This window comes from Lottiidibacillus patelloidae (assembly GCF_002262935.1).
GTDB classification, from domain to species: Bacteria; Bacillota; Bacilli; order Bacillales; family SA5d-4; genus Lottiidibacillus; species Lottiidibacillus patelloidae.
In genome coordinates this window covers 1-3,028 of record NZ_NPIA01000017.1, presented here as the reverse complement: position 1 = coordinate 3,028, position 3,028 = coordinate 1, and the positions used below count along the sequence as shown (strand labels likewise).

The following is a 3,028-nucleotide window of genomic DNA, read 5'->3' as shown; positions in this document are numbered from 1 at the left end:
AATCGTTCTTTGAAAACTAGATAACGACATCACATCAATAAAAGTAAGAAAGCCAGAATGGCAGTACGCAAGTACAACATTCTGTGCGCCATAGGTTAAGTTAGAAAGGGCGCACGGTGGATGCCTTGGCACTAGGAGCCGATGAAGGACGGGACTAACACCGATATGCTTCGGGGAGCTGTAAGTAAGCTTTGATCCGGAGATTTCCGAATGGGGAAACCCACTACTCGTAATGGAGTAGTATCTTTACCTGAATACATAGGGTACTGAAGGCAACCTGGGGAACTGAAACATCTAAGTACCCAGAGGAAGAGAAAGCAAATGCGATTTCCTGAGTAGCGGCGAGCGAAACGGAATCAGCCCAAACCAAGAAGCTTGCTTCTTGGGGTTGTAGGACACTCTATACGGAGTTACAAAGGAACGAGGTAGACGAATTGACCTGGAAAGGTCAGCCAGAGAGGGTAACAGCCCTGTAGTCAAAACTTCGTTCTCTCCAGAGTGGATCCTGAGTACGGCGGGACACGTGAAATCCCGTCGGAATCCGGGAGGACCATCTCCCAAGGCTAAATACTCCCTAGTGACCGATAGTGAACCAGTACCGTGAGGGAAAGGTGAAAAGCACCCCGGAAGGGGAGTGAAAGAGATCCTGAAACCGTGTGCCTACAAGTAGTTGGAGCCCGTTAATGGGTGACAGCGTGCCTTTTGTAGAATGAACCGGCGAGTTACGATCCCGTGCAAGGTTAAGCTGATGAGGCGGAGCCGCAGCGAAAGCGAGTCTGAATAGGGCGAAAGAGTACGTGGTCGTAGACCCGAAACCAGGTGATCTACCCATGTCCAGGGTGAAGTTCAGGTAACACTGAATGGAGGCCCGAACCCACGCACGTTGAAAAGTGCGGGGATGAGGTGTGGGTAGCGGTGAAATGCCAATCGAACCTGGAAATAGCTGGTTCTCTCCGAAATAGCTTTAGGGCTAGCCTCGAGTTAAGAGTCTTGGAGGTAGAGCACTGATTGGACTAGGGGCCCCCAACGGGTTACCGAATTCAGTCAAACTCCGAATGCCAAAGACTTATGCTCGGGAGTCAGACTGCGAGTGATAAGATCCGTAGTCAAGAGGGAAACAGCCCAGACCGCCAGCTAAGGTCCCAAAGTATACGTTAAGTGGAAAAGGATGTGGAGTTGCCCAGACAACCAGGATGTTGGCTTAGAAGCAGCCACCATTTAAAGAGTGCGTAATAGCTCACTGGTCGAGTGACTCTGCGCCGAAAATGTACCGGGGCTAAACGTATCACCGAAGCTGCGGATTGACACCGTTTGGTGTCAGTGGTAGGAGAGCGTTCTAAGTGCAGTGAAGTTAGACCGAAAGGACTAGTGGAGCGCTTAGAAGTGAGAATGCCGGTATGAGTAGCGAAAGACAAGTGAGAATCTTGTCCGTCGAAAACCCAAGGTTTCCTGAGGAAGGCTCGTCCGCTCAGGGTTAGTCGGGACCTAAGCCGAGGCCGAAAGGCGTAGGCGATGGATAACAGGTTGATATTCCTGTACCACCTCTTTACCGTTTGAGTAATGGGATGACGCAGAAAGGTAGGGTAAGCGCGCTGATGGATATGCGCGTCCAAGCAGTTAGGCTGATGAGTAGGCAAATCCGCTCATCGTGAAGGCTGAGCTGTGATGGCGAGGGAAATTTAGTACCGAAGTTCCTGATCCTACACTGCCAAGAAAAGTCTCTAGCGAGGTAAAAGGTGCCCGTACCGCAAACCGACACAGGTGGGTGAGGAGAGAATCCTAAGACGATCGGGAGAACTCTCGTTAAGGAACTCGGCAAAATGACCCCGTAACTTCGGGAGAAGGGGTGCTTTCTAGGGTGTTAAAGCCCAGGAGAGCCGCAGTGAAAAGATCCAAGCGACTGTTTAGCAAAAACACAGGTCTCTGCAAAGCCGCAAGGCGAAGTATAGGGGCTGACACCTGCCCGGTGCTGGAAGGTTAAGAGGAGGGGTTATCCTTTGGGAGAAGCTCTGAATCGAAGCCCCAGTAAACGGCGGCCGTAACTATAACGGTCCTAAGGTAGCGAAATTCCTTGTCGGGTAAGTTCCGACCCGCACGAAAGGTGTAACGACTTGGATACTGTCTCAACGAGAGACCCGGTGAAATTATATTACCTGTGAAGATGCAGGTTACCCGCGACAGGACGGAAAGACCCCGTGGAGCTTTACTGTAGCCTGATATTGAATTTTGGTACAGCTTGTACAGGATAGGTAGGAGCCTAGGAAACCGGACCGCCAGGTTCGGTGGAGGCATCGGTGGGATACTACCCTGGCTGTATTGAAATTCTAACCTAGGTCCGTGATCCGGATCGGAGACAGTGTCAGGTGGGCAGTTTGACTGGGGCGGTCGCCTCCTAAAGAGTAACGGAGGCGCCCAAAGGTTCCCTCAGAATGGTTGGAAATCATTCGTAGAGTGTAAAGGCAGAAGGGAGCTTGACTGCGAGACCTACAAGTCGAGCAGGGACGAAAGTCGGGCTTAGTGATCCGGTGGTTCCGCATGGAAGGGCCATCGCTCAACGGATAAAAGCTACCCCGGGGATAACAGGCTTATCTCCCCCAAGAGTCCACATCGACGGGGAGGTTTGGCACCTCGATGTCGGCTCATCGCATCCTGGGGCTGTAGTCGGTCCCAAGGGTTGGGCTGTTCGCCCATTAAAGCGGTACGCGAGCTGGGTTCAGAACGTCGTGAGACAGTTCGGTCCCTATCCGTCGTGGGCGTAGGAAATTTGAGAGGAGCTGTCCTTAGTACGAGAGGACCGGGATGGACACACCGCTGGTGTACCAGTTGTTCCGCCAGGAGCATCGCTGGGTAGCTATGTGTGGAAGGGATAAGTGCTGAAAGCATCTAAGCATGAAGCCCCCCTCGAGATGAGATTTCCCTTTGCGTAAGCAAGTAAGATCCCTTAGAGATGATGAGGTTGATAGGTCTGGTGTGGAAGCGTGGTAACACGTGAAGCTGACAGATACTAATCGATCGAGGACTTAACCAA

Annotated in this window: 1 rRNA gene; it reads left to right on the top strand. The window is 51.8% G+C overall.

Features of this window, described 5'->3' with window-relative positions:
* The first annotated feature begins 93 nt into the window (after positions 1-93).
* Positions 94-3,028, top strand: a 23S ribosomal RNA gene (locus CIB95_RS15900).